Here is a 16,065-nt window from a genome sequence, read left to right on the forward strand (position 1 = left end):
AACCAGAGGGACAAACGTATGCTTTTTGTGAGAACGTGAGCGAGCTGTCTGACAGCTTACTCCTATAAAAAATCGAAACTTCCATTCGGAAGAAAAACGATCGAGAAAGTAGAGGGATAGTATCATGGGATTCTTAAAAAAATTGTTTGGTGGTAACGACGCAGGAAACGCGAAAATCGCTTCTGCACTTACAGGTAAAATCGTCAACATCGAGAACGTACCCGATCAAGTTTTCTCTCAAAAAATGATGGGCGACGGTGTCGCGATCGAGCCAACTGAAGGTAAAGTCGTCTCGCCGATCAACGCAACGGTTGAAACGATCTTCCCAACAAAACATGCAATCGGTCTAAAAGGTGAAGATGGTCTTGAACTTTTGATCCACGTTGGTCTTGATACAGTTAACCTTAAAGGTGAAGGCTTCACGGCTCACGTCCAGTCAGGTGACAAAGTCAAAGCAGGAGACGTCCTCGTCGAGTTCGACCTTGACTACATCCGTGCGAACGCACCATCGACGATCACACCGATCATCGTAACGAACCACGATCAATTCACGCTTTCAGCTGTACCAGCGGAAGGAACTTCTGTTGTCGCAGGCGATACAGAGCTCTTCAAAGCAACACACAAATAAGATACGATACGCCTCCATTCCTTGCGGATGGGGGCTTTTTTGTCGTCTCCTCCCGTGTCTTACCGTTTTGTAAGAGAAGTGAAAGCAAAGTCCATTTTGAGAAAAGCAGGGAAGGGCTAGACTGAGTGTAACGAATCAAACACAGGAGGCATTACAGATGAAAGCAATCTTACAAGCAGAACAGATTTCAAAAACGTATCAAACGAAAACAGCGCGCCACGAAGCACTGCGTCCGACGACGCTCCGTGTCCACGAAGGAGAGTTCGTCAGTATCATGGGTCCATCCGGTGCCGGGAAATCGACATTACTTAACCTGCTGTCGACGATTGATCAGCCAACGGACGGCTCGATTTTAATCAATGGAGCAGACGTGACGGCGATGAAGGAAAAACAATTGGCTCGTTTCCGCCGGGAACAACTCGGCTTCATCTTCCAGGATTTCAATCTCCTCGATACGATGACGGTCCGGGAAAACATCGCCTTACCGCTCTCACTCGCGAACGTCGATAAAAAAATAATTTTAGAACGTGTCGATCGTGTGGCGCGTCAACTTGGTATCTACGACTTACTCGATAAACGTCCAGTCGAACTATCGGGTGGACAAAAACAACGGACAGCTGCCGCGCGTGCGATCATTCATGATCCGTCACTCATTTTAGCCGACGAGCCAACCGGTGCACTTGACTCGAAGTCAGCGACTGGGTTACTCGAAGCGATGCAATCGCTCAACAACGAAGGCGCGACGATTTTAATGGTAACGCATGATCCGATGACAGCGTCTTATGCGGAACGGATTCTGTTCGTCAAGGACGGAGAGCTGTTCAAGGAAGTCCATCGCTTTGGTTCGCAGAAGGAATTCTTCGAACAGATCATGGAAGTTCAGCGTGAACTCGGAGGTGCCGTCCGTGAGCTTGTCTAAACTGGCGTTTCAAAATTTGAAGAACATCCGTCAAAACGTGATGTACCTCGGTGCGGTCACGTTTGCGATTCTGATTTATTACACGTTCCTCGCGATTCGATCGAATGAAGCGATGCTTCAGGCGAACGAATTGTACGGCAAACTGGGAACGGTCTTTACCGGAGCAAGTGTCATTCTAGCGCTTTTCTCTGCTATCTTCATCTGGTATTCAAGTGACTTCTTCTTACGTCGTCGTAAGAAGGAAATCGGGCTTTATGCATTACTCGGTTTAGAGCGAGGGCAGATTGCTCGCCTGATTTTCCTTGAGACGATGGGGTACGGAGTGATTGGTCTGATTCTCGGAATTGCGATCGGTACCGTCGCTTCGAAATACTTCGTGCAGTTGCTCGCTTCCGTCATGGCGATGCAAGTCGATGCGACCTTTACGATCAGCGGAGCTTCCGTCCTGCAGACGATCGGTGTTTTCCTTTTAATCTTTCTGATCATCGCTTTACGTTCGGCTCGGACGATTTATCGTTTTACATTAATCGAACTGTTCAAGGCAGAACAACAAGCGGAATCGCTTCCGAAAGTCCATCCGATCCTAGCCGTGCTTTCGGTCGTCTTGATCGGTGTTGGGTACTATTTGACCGGACAACCGTTGATGGATCACTTTACGATCGTTGCCCCACTCTTGATGCTCTGCGTCATTCTCGGAACGTTCGGAACGATGAGTTACTTCACGATCTTCTTATTGCGCGTCTTAAGTAACCAAGCGCGACACTTCAAAGGAACGAATTTGATTTTGCACGGGCAATTGTTGTCACGAATCAAATCGAATGCCGTCATGCTGTCGACGATCACAGTCATCACTGCCGTCACATTGACGACAGTCGGTACAGCGACATCGATTTATTATTTCATCGATCAGACCGTCGAGGAGCAAGTTCCGTACAGTCTATCGATTGCGAGTAAACAATCTGAAGCGGAACAACTGATTGCAAAGTCTGACCAAAAGATCGACAGCCGGACGATGGTCAACGTCAAGAACGTCGACCATCAGATGACCGATCTGCCGAACCCGCTGACGTTCACGCGCTACTACGCGACGTATGCGTATGAAGACCAGCCGGGACAATTCAGCTACGTCAACTATTCGGACTACGTCAAGCTCGCGAAAGCGAACGGGAAAACGGTCATCAAAGAACCGAAACAAGGCGAAGCGATCGTCCTTGAGACATTCAAAGTAAACGATTTGTTGAAGATGAAAGTCAAATCGCCGGTCGGTGTTGAAATCAAGGACGTTCATGAGTCCTTTCGCATCACCGCTGCGACGAATCTACCAATCGCTCAACTTTATGAGAAACAGCGGCTCGCCTTCGTCGTAAACGATGATACGTTCGCGAAGATGCCGGAAAAAGGTTTCACACTGACGAATTATCAGTTCTCAGATGAACGTCATGACGATGGATTGATGAAACAATTGACACAACTATATGGAAAACAAGCGGACACGGAGATGGCGGCGTATTATCCTGTCTATACGATGACGACAGCAACGACCGGCTTGCTCGCGTTTGCTGCCGGCTTCCTTGGTCTCGTCTTCTTGCTTGCGACGGGTTCAATCATCTACTTCAAGATGCTCGCGGAAGCAGAAGAATCGAAACAACGGTTTGCCATCATCCAGAAAATCGGTGTCGATGAGAAAGAACAGACGGGCATCATCCGTCGCCTTGTCGGATTCGTCTTCTCCTTACCGTACGCGCTCGGACTTGTTCATAGTTTAGTTGCGATGCAAGTCTTGCAGAAACTGTTGAACTACAACATCGTTCGTCCGACATTACTTGCGATTGTTTGTTATACGATCGTCTATCTGATCTACTATATCGTCACGGTTCGTGCGTATCGCCGTATCGTCACGTGATGAACTAAATAGGGGTACACAGAACTGGAAACGGAATAATCGTTTCCAGTCCTTTTTGAGTTCGTTATGATAAAGGGAGAAGGAGTTGATAGGAACGATGCATACGATTTTATTAGTCGAAGATGATATGAAGATTGCCACATTATTGAAAGAACTACTCGAACGCTATGATTTTAGAGTCGTCGTTGAAGATGGACGAGGAGATGTCGTCGCCGTCTATGAAGAGACGAATCCAGACGTCATTCTATTAGATGTCAATTTGCCGAAGTTTGACGGTTTCTATTGGTGTCGGCAATTGCGGATGAAGACACGGGCACCCATCCTGTTCATCTCAGCACGGGTCGGGGAGATGGATCAAGTCATGGCGCTCGAATACGGAGCGGATGATTACATCGTCAAACCGTTCCAAGGAGCGGTCGTCATCGCGAAGATTAAAAGTCAGATTCGCCGAGCTTATGGCACGCTGTCGAACGAAACGGATGAGCGGACGGTGACGAAAGAAGGGGTCACGCTGTACTTGGACCGTTATATCGTCGAATACGGGGAACAGTCGATCGAGCTGTCAAAAAAAGAGGGACTGATCCTTGAGATGTTGCTGACGGCAAGTCCACGAATCGTCAGTCGAGGCGATCTACTCGAACGGATTTGGGATGACGAAGCATTCGTCGATGAGAATACGTTGAACGTCAACATCACGCGTGTCCGCAAACGGCTTACCGAGATCGGTGTCGCTGGACTTGAGACGGTGCGAGGCGTCGGTTATAAACTGGTTCTTGAACCATGAAGCTCTTTTTACGGCACGCGATACCAGGCATCATCTTCTTTACCGGACAAATGCTGATTTTATATGCCGTCTTATGGCTCTACGATCTTTATCGCCCAGCAGCCTTCTTTTATATCGTGCTCTTGAACAGTATCGGTCTCTTGATTTATCTCAGTTATCGTTTCTTCAGCATGCTTCCGTTGCTGCGACGGATGCAACAGCCGGTCCAATCGGTCGCAGAACCGATTCGCAGTGATAGTGAAGAACCGATTTCCGTCGCTGTCGAACAATTTTTAGAACGGCAACAGACCTTGTTTCGAAACAGTCTGTTTGCTGAGCGACGGAAGGAAAAAGAGCGGCATCGGTATGTCGACCAGTGGATTCATCAAATGAAGACGCCGTTATCCGTCATCGAACTGATTCTCGAACATCCGGGGGAGCACTATCAAGCTGATTTGCGCCAAGAGGTCGATCGGCTGCGCAGTGGACTCGACCAGATGCTCTATTCGTCACGTCTAGAAGCGATCGAGACGGATCTGAAGGCAGAGCAGTTATCCTTAAAGCCACTTATTACCGGCATCATTAATCAGGAAAAACGACTATTCGTCAAAAATCAGGTTTTTCCGAAACTCGATATCGCGGAGGATATGTACGTCTATACGGATGCGAAGTGGTTTCGATTCCTCGTCTTACAGCTTGTGACGAATGCGATTAAATATACGACAGGTCACGGACGAGAAGTCGTCTTGAAGGCGGAGGAGATAAATGGGCAGGTCGTTTTGTCGATTCGAGACGACGGCGTCGGGATTCCAAGACGAGATGTCCCACGCGTCTTTAATGCGTTCTTTACCGGTGAGAATGGACGACGTTACGGGGAATCGACCGGAATGGGACTGTATTTCGTCCAGCAGGTCTCGATGAAACTCGGACACGAGATTGAACTTGAGAGCGAGGAAGGCATCGGGACGATATGTCGGATTCGTTTAGTAGGAGGTCGCGCACATGATTGAGGTGAAACAATTAGGAAAGGTCTATCCCGGAAAGGTGACGGAACAGCCGTTGACGGATGTGAACTTCCGAGTTGAAGAAGGCGAGATGGTCGCAGTCATGGGACCGTCCGGTAGTGGCAAATCGACCCTGATCAACTTGCTTGCGACACTCGACGAGCCAAGTTGGGGATCGATTCTGATTGATGGCGTCGATACAGCGACGTTTAAGCGAAAAGAGATGACACGCTTCCGACGCGAGACACTTGGGATCATCTTTCAGGAATTCAACTTACTCGACTCCTTGACGCTCGGTGAGAACATGCTCGTTCCATTGATGTTGTCTGGGAAAAAAGCAAAACTGGCGCGTGAAGAGATGGAGCAGTTGGCTCGTCGCCTTCAGATTGATGATTTGCTCGATAAGCAGGTGGACGAAGTAAGTGGTGGACAACGGCAGCGAACAGCGATCGGTCGCGCCTTGATTCATACGCCGCGTCTGATACTTGCGGACGAACCGACCGGAGCGCTTGATTTTCAAGCGACAAAACATGTCATGGATGTATTAGCAGAACTGAACGCGACGGGGATGACGATGGTCATCGTGACGCATGATCCGCAAGTCGCTTCGTATTGTAATCATGTCTTGTTTTTAAAGGACGGTAGCGTGCAAACCGAGTTATTCCGTGATGAGCCACGACGGATCTTCTTTCAACGTGTGATTGAGTCGTTATCGTTGTTAGGAGGGGATGAGCATCAATTATCTGCAATACGCCCTACGTAATATCCGGCGCTACCAGCGGTTGTACTATGGGTATGCCTTGACGATCATCATCGCGATGACGATCGTGACGAGTTACTGGAACTTGCTGACGAACGGATCGTTTCAAAACGTCGCCAAGATACTCAGCCAATTGAACCAAGTCATCGAGATGACGATCTTGTTCGTCTTCATCGCAGAACTGATCATCCTATTTTTTAGTATCCTGTTCATCTATTCGACGACCTATACGATGCTTGAGCACCGGAAGAACGATCTCCGAACGATGCGGACGCTCGGTAGTGGATTATCGCACTTCTTGAAGTATTTTTTGATTGAGGTTCTGATTGTTGGCGGATTAGCGATCACGGCAGGGATGATACTTGGAAATGTCTTGACGAAGATGCTGTTACTTTCTGTCGTCAAAATCATGTTCTTGCCACCGATCGAGTTTGAGCTGTCGTTTTATGCGATTCTTGCCTTGATTGGTGGCGCCTTCCTTGTTTTACTGATCGCGACCGTTCTGGCGATTTACCGTTTTCGTCCGGATCGACCGGTCCGTTCCCGTTCACTTTTTCGAAGAAGAGTTTGGATTCTGACACAAGTCCTCGCTCTATTGCTCTTGATTTACGGATATGTCCTCGCGTTCGTTCGAATGTATGGATTTTATATGTTATTCCCGCTTGTCATCTTCATCGGTTCCTTTTTCATTTGCCGCTATATCTTACCGTGGTTGATCCAGCTATATCGTCCATGTCGGTTGTCTCTTCGGAAACTGATCGTTTCGGAGATCGCCAATCAGTTACGAACGAATAGTACGCTGATTGCCCTCGGGACGATCTTGACGTCATGTGCGCTGACGGCAGTCGGACTTGTCTTCTTGTTTCAATTGATCGGACTCGATCTCTCGTCCCAAAATCAATTTGGTCTCGTCTATTATGAAGAATCCGCTCAGCCGACGAAGCGATTGAAGGATATTAAACAGACGATGACGGACGCATTTCCGGATCGCTATCAGCAAGATATTGAAGTGAAGGCAGAAGGGAAGCGTATCTTTTTACCGATTTCTGCCTACAACAAAATGATGCGTCAATTGCACCTTGAGGAGCGGAAGGCGACCGGTCGACAGAGTTTCTTCGTACCCGCGCGACCGGTGCAACTCGAAGAGAATACACCAACGATGAAAAAGGCGGAACAGGCGATGAAACGAGAAGGGTTTAAGCTGCTCTCGCCGTCTTCCCATGATTTAGTGTTCGGCTATAACTATCAGATCGAAACGATATTCGTCGTCAGCGACGCGGTCTTCCCGACACTTAAACAACCTGTTCGGCAAATCGTCGTCTTCGATACGCCAGCCTACCATGATTATGGAACGAGGGACTGGAAGCAGTGGATGAAGATCGTTCGCAATATTCAATCCGCAGCCAAGCTGGATGAGAAGCAGCCGGTTCCCTATCAGTTGATCAATGAGACGGAAGATGAGATCGACGGGATCCGGATCGTACGACTCGTCACGTTCGTCGTCATCCTTCTGACGATCTGGTTGTTCGTCATCAATGCGAGTTTCCTGCATGTATGGATGCAGATGACGGCAGAGCAGGAACAAAAACGGATGAAGACATTGTTTGCACTCGGATTCGGATCCGGAAACATTCGTCGTTACTTGCTCATGAAGTATGGTGCGGTCTTACTCATTCCCTATCTGATTTCCGTTTTTCATGCTTTTTTGTTGTTCCAAGTCGTCGTGACACAGGCTGGACTGGAAATGAAACCTTTTCTTAATCTCGCTATGTTTTGGATCAGTATCGTCACCGTTGGATACTTCTTAAGTGTCTTACCGATTTGGCTACGGTACCCGCGTCATCTGTTCCGGAAATCCTCCGAAAGTTCGATGTATCCAACACCGAATTCAAGGGTATGATGATACCATAGGAACAAGGGAGGGAAACGTATGCTAGACCATTCACCATATCGAGGTTACGGTGATCGGATTCGGATTTTACGAGAGCGTGCCGGGGTTACGATCGAACAGCTGGCAGAACGACTCGGTGTCGCACCGTACTTCATTCGCCGAACGGAACTTAGCGAAGTCTATCCAACAAAAGCGTACATCGAGGCACTGGCTGACGCTTTGAACATCGATGCGAGTTACTTGGCCCGTCATATCTGGACAGGAGAATCCTTGAAGTTCATTATGCAACAGAAGACGCCACTTGAAGAGATGAAGCTTGCTTATGAGCAGACGCTCGGACAAGACGGGACATGGGTCGAAGAGCAGCTCGAAGAGCGAATGCGCCTGTTTGACCTGATGTACGACGAAGATGTCAAACGGATCGAGCAGACGATGAGCGCAACCGAGCAACGTATCTTTCATGAACTGGTCGATGCTGTGATGGAAGCAGGAGAGTTACGACGCGATCAAGCAGAAGAGACGTTTGAACTATTTGAGGATAAACTTCCAGCCATGATGCAACTCGACGAGTATCTCGACCGAATGACAGAAGGTGTATCGTTAGCTCGTTCGACATATTACGCGGATTATAGTGACCGGAAAAGCCGTTCACGTTATCATCGCAAATAAAAAGTCGCTGTCTTCTGATTGACGTTCAGAAGACAGCGACTTTTTTTAACGTGTATTGTTTTGTGACATCTGACGTAAACGTGGATTCTTAATACGTGTCCGACCGATGATGAATCCAATGATTGCATTCGCGATGACGAGTACCCAACCGACATAGCCGAAATTGAGGGTTAAGCTACCGAGCATCGCTTGCCATTTGAAAATCATCATCAAATCACCACGCAAGACGAAGCGTGCGATACAGACAAGTAAAACCGTCAATCCAGCGATGAAGACACCAACCCAGCTTCCGTATAAGCGAGAAGACTGACGGCGAACCGCAACGAAGGACCAGCAAAATAGACTGGCGACGAACGTCATCCCACCGTAAGCAAGGACGAGTTCCCATGTCGCACTCGCCTGCGGAAATTTCGTGAACATGACAAGTGACGAGACCATGGCAGCAGCTGTGAAAAGAATCGCTGCCCAAAAACGAGACCGCATAACGTAGTTCCTCCTAAAGGCTTTTTCTCACCTAACGATAGCGGAAACGATTCGTCTTGTAAACTGTTACCGGCGACCGCTTAAGATTCGGCGCAACTGTTTGAGTGGATTCGATCCATAGAACAGAACACCACCCCGGTAGAATTTCGTTCCGACGAATAAGGAAAGCGAGATGCTGATCAACATCAAGATGAGCGAAATCGACACTTGCCATAGCGGTACATCGGTCAACATGACGCGCAGGAACATGACCATCGGTGTAAAGAACGGCACGAACGACAGGACGACGACAGCTTGGTTCGTCGGTGCATTCAGACTAAACATCGAAATCATGAAAGCTGCGACGATCAGCAAGATGACTGGTAACGTCACTTGCTGCGCATCCTCGACCCGGCTGACGAGTGAACCGAGTGCCGCGAGGAGCGTCGCATACAGGAAGTATCCGAGCAGGAAGAAGACGAACAGATAAATGATCGTCCGGGCACTCAAGGAATCGAGTGATAACTGATCGAATAAACTGCTGTTTTGAGCACTGTAGTAGCCGACACCGACGAGGATCGATAATTGTACGAGACTGACCGTAGCGATCGAGAGGATCTTCGCCAGCATATGTTGAATCGGACTCGCTGCTGAAATCAGCAATTCCATGACACGGGATGACTTTTCGTTCGCGATTTCTGTGACGATCATCCCACCGTAAATCGCAATCGTGAAGTACATCAAGAATAGCAACACATAGACGAGCGCCGAGGCAGCAAAGAGTTCATCTTCACTTTTCCCACCCGTCGACGTCAACTCCTGTTTGACAGGAACAGGTTCAGCGAGCGAAGCAAGGACGTTCGGATCGATTTCAGCATCCGTGATGACGGCTTGGTCACGGACTTGTTTGACGACCGTTGCGACCTGTGTCTGTAATTCAGACTCAGGACTAGCACTGACGAGTGTCACGTCATACGAATCCTGAACGATTGCCACGGCATCGAATGTACCGCGGTCGACTGCCTTTCGTGCTTGTGCGACCGTATATTCCTTCGTTGTGATGTCTGAAGTGACACCAGCTTTCTTCAAGGCCGGACGAAGATCGGTCGATAGTTCACTGACGAGAGCAACTTTCGGATCGTCACCAGAAAACCAGTCGAGAATCCGTTCGATATTGCCGAAGCCGACGAGGAACAGGACCATTAGGACCGTCGAAATCAAAAAGCTTTTAGCACGTAATTTTTGAAGTAGATTGAAGCGATATAAAGTCAGAAATTTACGGTTCATAACGTTTGCCGACCTCCTCGATGAAGATATCCTGCAGGGATAACTGATCCCAGACGAAACGATCGACATGGTGTCCATGGCTGACGATATGTTGAAGAAGTTGATCAGCCGTTTCTTTTGAAGAGACTTGGACGATATGTCCATTATTGTCTGACTCGACTTGTAGGACACCTGGCAAGCTATCCCACAGGAGTGGCGGGGCATCTGTCGTCAAGAGGACACGTGTTTTTCCGTATCCCGCCTTGATGTCAGGGAGATAGCCAGCAACGACGGGTTTTCCGTGATCGAGGATCGCGACGTGTTCGCAGAGTTCTTCGACATGATCCATCCGGTGACTTGAGAAGACGATCGTCGTTCCGTCGACGGTTAACTTTTTGACAGCACGTTTTAATTGTTCCGCATTGACCGGGTCGAGTCCGCTGAATGGTTCATCTAAAATCAGCAGTTCAGGTTTATGTAGGACGGCAGAGATCAACTGAATCTTTTGTTGATTTCCTTTTGAGAGTTGTTCGACGCGCATTTTTTCATACTGCGGAATTTGGAAATATTCGAGCCATTCCGTCAGCGCTCGTTTCGCATCTTTTCGCTTCATATCGCGGAGTTCTGCGAGGAACAAAAGTTGTTCATCGACGCGGACTTTTGGATACAGCCCTCGTTCTTCCGGAAGGTATCCAATCTTTGAAGTCGGGATGCGCTCCCCGTTCCAGGTGATCGATCCTTCAGTTGGTTGCAGTAGACCGAGCAGCATCCGGAAGGTCGTTGTCTTCCCGGCACCGTTTGCACCAAGCAAACCAAAGATTTGCCCCCGTGGTACCTCGATCGTCAGAGCATCTACGGCCGTAAAATCGCCGAAACGCTTCGTGATGTGTTTGATTTCTAACATATGAACCTCCTTTAAAGACGTCTGTTGCACGACAAGTGTACCATTGTTACCTAGTGTCCTACGGTTTAAATTGGATAAAGGTTCCAGAAAAACGAGGAAAGGCTTATTAGTTTACTTTTTGTTCTTTAGTTACTATTATTGTGTTAATAGATACGACTGAAGGAGGAACGCATCATATGAAAACGCAAGGCATCCATCATATCTCAGCAATGGTCGGCGATCCACAAGAAAATCTCGATTTTTACGGAACCATTCTCGGACTACGATTCGTCAAAAAAACGGTCAACTTCGATGATCCAGGAACATACCACTTCTATTTTGGAAACGAATCCGGAGCACCGGGAACGATCATCACGTTCTTTCCGTTTAAAGGCATGGCAAAAGGGAAAGTCGGTGCCGGACAAGTCGGAACGACAGCTTACGCGATTCCGGTCGGTGCAGCAGATTTTTGGAAAGCGCGACTGACAGAAAAAAACGTCTCGTTTGAAGAGACGGTTCGTTTCGGAGAGCAGCAGATCGCCTTCGAAGATCCACATGGTCTCCAAATTGAACTCGTCGAACGCGAGGCGGGATCAGACAGTCGCTATGAAATCGATGGCATCACGCGTGACGTCGCCATCAAAGGATTCGCCGGAGCGACGTTACTGTCGCGGGATCCATCAGACACAGCAAAATTACTGACAGACACATTCGGGCTGACACTTAGCAAACGGACGGAAACCGTTGACCGATATATCGCAGAAGGCGAGTTCGGGAATGTCGTTGACGTCGTTCATGGTCAAATGCCAGTCGGTCGTCCGGGAACGGGAACGGTTCACCATATCGCGTGGCGGGCAACGGATCAAAAGGAACAACTCGACTGGATGAACGCCATCAACGCGTTCGGTTTGCTGACGACTGAAGTGAAGGACCGCAATTACTTCACATCAATCTATTTCCATGACCGCGGTCGGATCCTCCATGAAATTGCGACCGACAATCCAGGATTCGCAATCGATGAAGAGTTTGAGATGCTCGGAGAAGACTTGAAGTTGCCGGAACAATTCGAAGCACATCGCAGTGCGATCACAAATCATGTAACACCTATTACTGTACCGAAGGGGAGACTCGTATGATTCATTTATACCAAGCACCAAAAACAGCAGACGCACCGATCTTTTTATTCTTACATGGCACAGGTGGAACGGAACAAGATCTCGTCGGGCTCGTCTCGTTGCTCGATTCGGAAGCAGGCTACTTGTCCGTCCGCGGAGAAGTCTCGGAAAACGGGATGCCACGATTCTTCAAACGACTCGCGGAAGGCGTCTTCGATGAAGAAGACCTCGCTTTACGGACAGCACGTTTAATTCAGTTTTTACGTGATCAAGCAGCAGAGCGTAGTTTTGATCTCGATCGTCTGATTCCAGTCGGATACTCGAACGGGGCGAACATCGCGGCGAACATGTTGTTCGAAGAAGCTTTGTTCAAACAAGCGATTCTGTTGCATCCGATGGTACCACGTCGTGGTGTGACGTTACCTGACCTATCGGACGTGCGCGTCTTCATCGGTGCCGGAAGCAATGATCCGATCTGTCCGGCTCAGGAAACGGAAGAGTTATCAGCGCTCTTGAAACAAGCTGGTGCATCAGTCGACGTCACGTGGTCGAATTATGGTCACCAACTCGTCATGCCAACGATTGAAGCAGCAACGGATTGGCTGAAATAGTAAAAAAAAGGGCTGTCCCATCTTCTTCTTCTTTCATAGAAGATGATGGGGCAGTCCTTTTTTCGTTTCAAGCAGGATGATCACTTTTTGGTCGAGAATAGACGATGAGCACACCACGTTCGACGAGCTGGAGGGCGAGCGTCTGTTTCACTTCTTCCGATGCTTTCGTCTTGGTAAGTTGTCGGTAGAGCAAGCGAAGTTCACGGCGCATCGTCTTACGGATCAGCCACATGCTATCAATCGTCGTACACCAACCGGTCACGGTCTCGTGTCCGATGTAATACTGGGTCTGACGTTCGAGATAACGAATCCACCACTCGTCACGCGCCATTTTTAGTACGACACCTGTGAGGCCAAGTACAAGGATGGCGAGGGGAATGCTTTCATATAAAGGAAGACGACTAATAACGGTACCAACATTCGTGACGAGGGCAAGCATCCCCCATCCTATGCATCCGATGACAAGCCAATATCCAAAGTTGAGAGTACTTCGATGTCGTAACGTCACTTTCGGCGTAAGCAATGAAGTGGCCATCAGAAACACCTCCTTGTTAAATAATCGAATTTTCTGACAATTTGTAGTTGTCCTTCTACTATAGTTACTTTTTCCCGAATCGTCTAGTCATTAGACATGGAAAATGTGTTTCTTTCTTGACGAAATTCGTGTACGCTAAATGTAGAAGTGAGCGGTTACATAAAGGGGGATATAAAGAAATGATGGATCAAGTGATTTGGATTGCTGTCGGTATCGTTGCCGTTGCGGTTTTCTCAGCATCGAGTGTCGCAGCGTACATGGGTGTCAAGAACCAAGAAGATTAAGAATCGAAAAACGGCTCATCCTGATCATCGGGATGAGCCGTTTTTTTGATGTGCCATCGATTATTTGTTTGCTGTTATATCTGCTTGCAATGCATAAGGTTTCAGGGCATCGCTCCAGCGTAGATAACCGCCACCGACGAGATGTAATCCATCATACGTCAAGCGATTCTGAAGATATCCTTGTTTATTCGTCAAGACAGGTCGTAAGTCGACGAATGGAACCTTAAGCGATTGAGCGAGATTTTGTAAATTCCGGTTCAACGCTTCGACATCACGGTTGATTCGGACGGAGTCTGAATACTTCGGTGCCACAGGAACGGTTGACTGAACGACGACGTCAATGTTATTTTTTCGAAGTGTCGTCACGATCGTCGTCATGTTCTCGGTAATTTGTGGAATCGGCGTATAGTGACGGATATCATTAATACCACCCATCAGGAAGACGCGTTTTGGTTTCATCTCGAGAATCAGGTCGAGACGAGTCAAAAAGCCTTCTGTCGTATCGCCAGGAATCCCGAAATTAATAATTGTCGGATCATCCATCAAGATGCGCCAATCGGCAAAATTCGTCATCGAGTCACCTAACATGACAGCGTTCGCTGATTTTGGGTATTGATAAGTATGGAATAGACTATTCAAACGGACATAGTTCGGATTCTTATCGTATTGGAATGTCGTGACTGGAGTCGTACTCGTTGCAGGTAAGACGCTTTCGAACAGTTCGAGCGGTTTACGTCCCAGTAACAATGCAAGGAGAACGACGTTCAAGACGATGGATAGAATCAGGAGTGTCTTTTTCATAAACATTCGTTCCTTTCGAGGGAGTATAAGGGGTAGTGTAACATGAATCGGAATCCGTGGTTTGATAATATTAAAGGTTTTCTTGTCATTTTCGTCGTCATCGGTCACATGCTGACAGATTTACGGTTTGATTATGATGGAAAATTACTCGAAACGGTCTATCTATTGATTTATTCGTTTCATATGCCATTATTCATTATTTTAAGCGGTTATTTCTTCCGCGAAAACAAGTATTTACGTGTCATCCAGCTTTTCGCGGTGTATTGTGTCTGGCAGATCTTGATCGGATCTTGGGCGACACTCGGGGAAGGAAACCCGATTTTCTCAGGAGAAAACATTGGAACGCATCTATTACGGCCATACTGGGCACTTTGGTATTTATTCGTCATGGTCGTCTGGTATATCGTGACGCCTTATGTCGTCCATTTACGCGGCTACGTCTGGTTCGGTCTCGCGTTCGCTCTATTATATGGTTTTGAGCTTGAGAATACAGGCTTCTTAGCACTTCGTAAGTTGATCATGTTCTATCCGTACTTCTTACTCGGAAACTATTTATCAGAACACGAATTCATCCGGATATTTGAAATGCCGAAAAACTTTAAACGACGGATGAACGTCCGCTTAATCGGTGGGATCACATTTGTGGCCGTCATGGGCTTTTTGTTATTTGAAGCGTGGCGTGACACACCACAAGAGATCGTTGATTTCGCGAATGCCTTCAAGCATCGTTTCCCTTATGTTGATCAATACGATAGCGATGCCTGGTTAGGTGTCATCAAACATAGTGTCATTTATTTCTTGTCAATTGCGGCTTCCCTTGGTTTCATGATGTTGATTCCGATGCGTCGCCTTCCGCTCATCACACGGGCGGGGGAACTCAGCCTCTATGTCTATTTGCTTCACGTCTTTTTCGTCATGGCGTGGCGCCAGTATGTGACGGAAGCATTCGTACCGCAACCGTGGCTAGCGTTACTGATCATGATTGGCGTTGCCTTGCTGATCGTCGGTATCATCATACACCCGCTCGTCGTTCGTGTCCTCCGTCCTTTGATTGAGATTGATATTCGTCCAATCGTCGAGAAACGGGAAGACCTTTCAAAATAAGACGGAATGCTTTACACTTTAAGATAGATGGATTACAAGACGAAGGGCGTGGAAGGAATGTCATATAATTTAAATAACGCAGACGGTGTCGTGAACGTCTCGCAACAAGTCATCGAGGTCATCGCAGGCGTAGCCGTTCAAGAAACGGAAGGGATCGCCTTCACAGCAGATGATTCAAAACTGCAAGAGAAACAGATGGTTAAACTCGTGAAGGTCGAGGATGTCGGCGGCGAGATTACGATCAGTTTGTCTGTTCATATCAAGTACGGAATGTCGATCATCAAGACGGCGGGGAAAGTGCAGGAACGGATTGCGCAAGACATGGAGAACATGCTCGCGTTCCAACCGAAAGCAATCAACGTCCGAGTGATTGGTCTCTTAAAAGGATAACAGGACGAAAAACACTTTGCTGAAATCGCAAGGTGTTTTTCTTTTTAAGTAAAACATTTGATAACGCTTGCAAAGAG

17 protein-coding genes are annotated in these 16,065 nt (G+C 47.8%); 12 read left to right on the plus strand and 5 right to left on the minus strand.

The genetic code is table 11. The features are described 5' to 3' along the window. The first annotated feature begins 124 nt into the window (after nt 1-124). From KNQ14_RS01500 to KNQ14_RS01535, 8 genes are all read left to right on the plus strand, one after another. A complete protein-coding gene (locus KNQ14_RS01500; RefSeq protein ID WP_035396161.1) occupies nt 125-628 on the plus strand; it encodes a PTS sugar transporter subunit IIA in 504 nt (167 codons plus the stop codon). 157 nt (nt 629-785) lie between these two features. Beyond that, the gene (locus KNQ14_RS01505; RefSeq protein ID WP_058264636.1) at nt 786-1,547 is read left to right on the plus strand and encodes an ABC transporter ATP-binding protein; all 762 of its coding nucleotides are present in this window, start codon (nt 786-788) and stop codon (nt 1,545-1,547) included. Next, on the plus strand, nt 1,534-3,450 hold the full coding sequence (locus KNQ14_RS01510; protein WP_214859367.1) for an ABC transporter permease: 1,917 nt from the start codon (nt 1,534-1,536) through the stop codon (nt 3,448-3,450). The genes KNQ14_RS01505 and KNQ14_RS01510 overlap by 14 nt, the downstream gene beginning before the upstream one ends. A 97-nt stretch (nt 3,451-3,547) precedes the next feature. Then, nucleotides 3,548-4,234 carry a response regulator transcription factor gene (locus tag KNQ14_RS01515; protein WP_214859368.1) on the plus strand — a complete coding sequence of 229 codons (687 nt, stop codon included), beginning with the start codon at nt 3,548-3,550 and terminating at the stop codon, nt 4,232-4,234. Next, nucleotides 4,231-5,223, plus strand: coding sequence for a sensor histidine kinase (locus tag KNQ14_RS01520; RefSeq protein WP_214859370.1), 993 nt, complete (start codon nt 4,231-4,233; stop codon nt 5,221-5,223). Before KNQ14_RS01515 ends, KNQ14_RS01520 begins: the two co-directional genes overlap by 4 nt. Next, nucleotides 5,216-5,980, plus strand: coding sequence for an ABC transporter ATP-binding protein (locus tag KNQ14_RS01525; RefSeq protein ID WP_023469321.1), 765 nt, complete (start codon nt 5,216-5,218; stop codon nt 5,978-5,980). The genes KNQ14_RS01520 and KNQ14_RS01525 overlap by 8 nt, the downstream gene beginning before the upstream one ends. Further along, nucleotides 5,946-7,877 (plus strand): ABC transporter permease, encoded by a 1,932-nt coding sequence (locus KNQ14_RS01530; RefSeq protein ID WP_055969051.1) that lies wholly within the window; start codon nt 5,946-5,948, stop codon nt 7,875-7,877. The genes KNQ14_RS01525 and KNQ14_RS01530 overlap by 35 nt, the downstream gene beginning before the upstream one ends. Before the next feature lie 30 nt (nt 7,878-7,907). After that, nucleotides 7,908-8,537, plus strand: a complete 630-nt coding sequence (locus tag KNQ14_RS01535; RefSeq protein WP_214859373.1) for a helix-turn-helix domain-containing protein — start codon at nt 7,908-7,910, stop codon at nt 8,535-8,537. A gap of 45 nt (nt 8,538-8,582) precedes the next feature. On the opposite strand, the gene KNQ14_RS01540 is transcribed toward KNQ14_RS01535, so the two are convergent. The 3 genes from KNQ14_RS01540 to KNQ14_RS01550 all read right to left on the minus strand — a co-directional run bounded on the left by KNQ14_RS01540 (nt 8,583) and on the right by KNQ14_RS01550 (nt 11,169). After that, nucleotides 8,583-9,020, minus strand: a complete 438-nt coding sequence (locus tag KNQ14_RS01540) for a hypothetical protein (RefSeq protein WP_023469318.1) — start codon at nt 9,018-9,020, stop codon at nt 8,583-8,585. Between the two features lie 66 nt (nt 9,021-9,086). Further along, entirely contained in the window at nt 9,087-10,286 is a 1,200-nt protein-coding gene (locus KNQ14_RS01545) for an ABC transporter permease (protein WP_214859375.1), read from the minus strand. Further along, nucleotides 10,276-11,169, minus strand: a complete 894-nt coding sequence (locus KNQ14_RS01550; protein ID WP_149427805.1) for an ABC transporter ATP-binding protein — start codon at nt 11,167-11,169, stop codon at nt 10,276-10,278. The genes KNQ14_RS01545 and KNQ14_RS01550 overlap by 11 nt, the downstream gene beginning before the upstream one ends. Before the next feature lie 176 nt (nt 11,170-11,345). On the opposite strand from KNQ14_RS01550, the gene KNQ14_RS01555 reads away from it, so the two are divergent. Both KNQ14_RS01555 and KNQ14_RS01560 read left to right on the plus strand, forming a co-directional pair. Then, nucleotides 11,346-12,284: a VOC family protein gene (locus KNQ14_RS01555; RefSeq protein WP_174316564.1), complete on the plus strand. Its 939-nt coding sequence runs from the start codon at nt 11,346-11,348 to the stop codon at nt 12,282-12,284. Further along, nucleotides 12,281-12,874 (plus strand): alpha/beta hydrolase, encoded by a 594-nt coding sequence (locus KNQ14_RS01560; RefSeq protein WP_035396177.1) that lies wholly within the window; start codon nt 12,281-12,283, stop codon nt 12,872-12,874. Before KNQ14_RS01555 ends, KNQ14_RS01560 begins: the two co-directional genes overlap by 4 nt. 67 nt (nt 12,875-12,941) lie before the next feature. Here the strand turns inward: KNQ14_RS01560 and KNQ14_RS01565 are convergent, their stop codons facing one another. Together KNQ14_RS01565 and KNQ14_RS01570 are read right to left on the minus strand one after the other, a co-directional pair. Continuing rightward, nucleotides 12,942-13,409 carry a hypothetical protein gene (locus KNQ14_RS01565; RefSeq protein WP_214859376.1) on the minus strand — a complete coding sequence of 156 codons (468 nt, stop codon included), beginning with the start codon at nt 13,407-13,409 and terminating at the stop codon, nt 12,942-12,944. A gap of 344 nt (nt 13,410-13,753) precedes the next feature. Continuing rightward, a complete protein-coding gene (locus KNQ14_RS01570; RefSeq protein ID WP_023469311.1) occupies nt 13,754-14,494 on the minus strand; it encodes an SGNH/GDSL hydrolase family protein in 741 nt (246 codons plus the stop codon). A gap of 42 nt (nt 14,495-14,536) precedes the next feature. Here KNQ14_RS01570 and KNQ14_RS01575 point away from each other — a divergent pair, with 42 nt between their 5' ends. Both KNQ14_RS01575 and KNQ14_RS01580 read left to right on the plus strand, forming a co-directional pair. Beyond that, nucleotides 14,537-15,598 (plus strand): acyltransferase family protein, encoded by a 1,062-nt coding sequence (locus KNQ14_RS01575; RefSeq protein ID WP_035396182.1) that lies wholly within the window; start codon nt 14,537-14,539, stop codon nt 15,596-15,598. A 57-nt stretch (nt 15,599-15,655) separates the two neighbouring features. After that, nucleotides 15,656-15,988 (plus strand): Asp23/Gls24 family envelope stress response protein, encoded by a 333-nt coding sequence (locus KNQ14_RS01580; RefSeq protein ID WP_035396186.1) that lies wholly within the window; start codon nt 15,656-15,658, stop codon nt 15,986-15,988. The last annotated feature ends 77 nt before the right edge of the window (nt 15,989-16,065 follow it).

It is taken from the genome of Exiguobacterium sp. s161, from assembly GCF_018619045.1.
GTDB classification, from domain to species: Bacteria; Bacillota; Bacilli; order Exiguobacteriales; family Exiguobacteriaceae; genus Exiguobacterium_A; species Exiguobacterium_A indicum.